A 2,179-nucleotide genomic window follows, 5' to 3' on the forward strand; every position below is an offset into this window, starting at 1 on the left:
ATCTCATTGGCGAACAGCCGGCTCTCGCGCGGGAAATCGCGCGCCATTTCGAGCTTGCGCCTGATGTAGCTGCGCAGCTCGGTGAGAGGGTCGCCGATGTCGTCGAGTTCCCTGAGCGGCGACAGCCACGTCTCGAGCAGCCGCTCCATCAGCGTTTCGTGAATGTCTTCCTTGCGGCGGAAGTAGTAGAGCAGGTTCGGCTTCGACATGCCGGCCGCTTCGGCGATCTGGTCGATGGTAGAGCCGCGAAAACCGTTGGTGGAGAAGACCTCGAGCGCGGCTTCCAGGATCAGCTCGCGCTTTTCCTGCTGGATGCGGGTGCGGCGGGGAGCGGAACCTTCCATGGCGGCCGTCACCCCCGTAAACCTTCGCCGCGAGCGTCATCTGGACCAATTCTCTGGACCAGTTTTTCCTTGGCCTGTGGAGCGCGCTTCCGATGCCGCATTTCCGTTAGTAATCCCTTGACCGCCGACATGGCGGTGCTAACGTTTGTCCAATCGGTCAAAATTTGCGTAGCACGAAAACGCAGCTGAGACCAAGTGCTGGGAAGACCAAGCGTTAGCCGCACCGAAACAGGTTACAAGGGGAAGTCTTGGTCATGTCCAACCGGCTGAAAGTCACGCCGAACGATCTCAGCGCATTCTGGATGCCGTTCACGGCGAACCGGCAATTCAAGCAGGCGCCGCGCATGTTCGTGTCCGCCAAGGACATGCATTACACCACCAGCGACGGCCGCAAGGTGCTCGACGGCACCGCCGGTCTCTGGTGCGTCAATGCCGGCCACTGCCGGCCGAAGATCACCGAGGCGATCCAGCACCAGGCGGCCGAGCTCGACTATGCGCCGGCCTTCCAGATGGGCCACCCGATCGTCTTCGAACTGGCGAACCGCCTGGTCGACATCGCGCCGAAGGGCATGGACCATGTCTTCTTCACCAATTCCGGCTCGGAATCGGTCGATACCGCGCTGAAGATGGCGATCGCCTATCACCGCGCCAGGGGCGAGGGCTCGCGCACCCGGCTGATCGGCCGCGAGCGCGGCTATCACGGCGTCAATTTCGGCGGCATCTCGGTCGGCGGCATCGTCAACAACCGCAAGATGTTCGGCACGCTGCTCGGCGGCGTCGACCATATGCCGCATACGCATCTGCCGGAAAAGAACGCCTTCTCCAAGGGCGTGCCGGAGCATGGCGCGGAACTCGCCAACGAACTCGAGCGCATCGTCGCGCTACATGACGCCTCGACCATCGCGGCCGTTATCGTCGAGCCGGTGGCCGGCTCGACCGGCGTCATCCTGCCGCCGAAGGGCTATCTGCAGAAGCTGCGCGAGATCTGCACCAAGCACGGCATCCTGTTGATCTTCGATGAGGTCATCACCGGCTTCGGACGCCTCGGCACACCGTTCGCCGCCGACTATTTCGGCGTCACGCCGGACATCATGACCACCGCCAAGGGCGTCTCCAACGGCGTTATCCCGATGGGCGCGGTGTTCGTGACGAAGGAGATCCACGACGCCTTCATGACCGGACCCGATCACATGATCGAGTTCTTCCACGGCTATACCTATTCGGGCAATCCGATCGCCTGTGCCGCGGCGCTCGGCACGCTCGACACCTACAAGGACGAAGGCCTGCTGACCCGGGGCGAGGAGCTGGCGCCCTACTGGGAAGATGCGCTGCATTCGCTGAAGGGCGAGCCGAACGTCATCGATATCAGGAACATCGGCCTGATCGGCGCGATCGAACTGGCGCCGATTGCCGGGCAGCCGACGAAGCGGGCCTTCTCCGCCTTCGTCAAGGCGTTCGAGCACGGCGCGCTGATCCGCACCACCGGCGACATCATCGCGCTGTCGCCGCCGCTGATCATCACAAAGGGTCAGATCAACGAATTGATCGACCATCTGCGCGATGTTCTGAGGTCGATAGACTAGACTGCTTTGTCCGGTTGGGCGGCGTCGGGAACCGCCGCCCGATCGGATCGTGAAATGAGAGGACTTTGAATGGCGGCCCCCGGCGAGAATCTGCGAATCAATTCAGACCGTTTGTGGGATTCCATCATGGAGATGGCGAAGATCGGCCCCGGCATTGCCGGCGGCAACAATCGCCAGACCGTGACCGACGAGGACGGCGAGGGCCGGCACCTGTTCAAGCGCTGGTGCGAGGCCGCGGGCCTCGAAATGGGG

2 protein-coding genes and 1 pseudogene are annotated in these 2,179 nt (G+C 62.7%); 2 read left to right on the forward strand and 1 reads right to left on the reverse strand.

Annotation, left to right across the window (positions count from 1 at the left end):
• On the reverse strand, positions 1-344 hold a 344-nt coding region (locus EOA33_RS33135), incomplete at its 3' end, for a TetR family transcriptional regulator (protein WP_127407537.1).
• A gap of 254 nt (positions 345-598) precedes the next feature.
• Between EOA33_RS33135 and EOA33_RS33140 the strand changes: the two genes are divergently transcribed.
• Positions 599-1,927, forward strand: a complete 1,329-nt coding sequence (locus EOA33_RS33140; protein ID WP_127400257.1) for an aspartate aminotransferase family protein — start codon at positions 599-601, stop codon at positions 1,925-1,927.
• Positions 1,928-1,996: 69 nt separating this feature from the next.
• Positions 1,997-2,179 (forward strand): annotated as a pseudogene (locus tag EOA33_RS33145) (Zn-dependent hydrolase); the annotation flags it as partial.

The organism is Mesorhizobium sp. M4A.F.Ca.ET.050.02.1.1 (genome assembly GCF_003997725.1).
Lineage (GTDB): Bacteria > Pseudomonadota > Alphaproteobacteria > Rhizobiales > Rhizobiaceae > Mesorhizobium.

Excerpts from the sequence above, each read along its gene's own strand:
- EOA33_RS33140 (WP_127400257.1), top strand. The coding sequence starts at position 599 with ATGTCCAACCGGCTGAAAGTCACGCCGAACGATCTCAGCGCATTCTGG.